The 228-nt window shown below is 38.6% G+C and carries 1 rRNA gene; it reads left to right on the top strand.

Features of this window, described 5'->3' with window-relative positions:
• Positions 1-112: 112 nt before the first annotated feature.
• Positions 113-226 (top strand): 5S ribosomal RNA (rrf, locus tag AT575_RS10435).
• The last annotated feature ends 2 nt before the right edge of the window (positions 227-228 follow it).

Genomic DNA, 228 nt, shown 5'->3' on the forward strand with positions numbered 1-228 from the left:
TAATTGACTAGCTTTTTAGTCCGAGTACAATTTTGATAATAGAAAAGTTTATTGACATAGAGGTAGACTTCTTGTTAAGATATAGTTATTCAATTTTGAGTGGACTAAAAAGTTAAGTGACGATAGCTAGGAGATACACCTGTACCCATGCCGAACACAGTAGTTAAGCCCTAGAACGCCTGAAGTAGTTGGGGGTTGCCCCTGTTAGATACGGAAGTCGCTTAGCTT

Origin of the sequence: Streptococcus penaeicida, assembly GCF_002887775.1 — a bacterium.
GTDB lineage: Bacteria > Bacillota > Bacilli > Lactobacillales > Streptococcaceae > Streptococcus > Streptococcus penaeicida.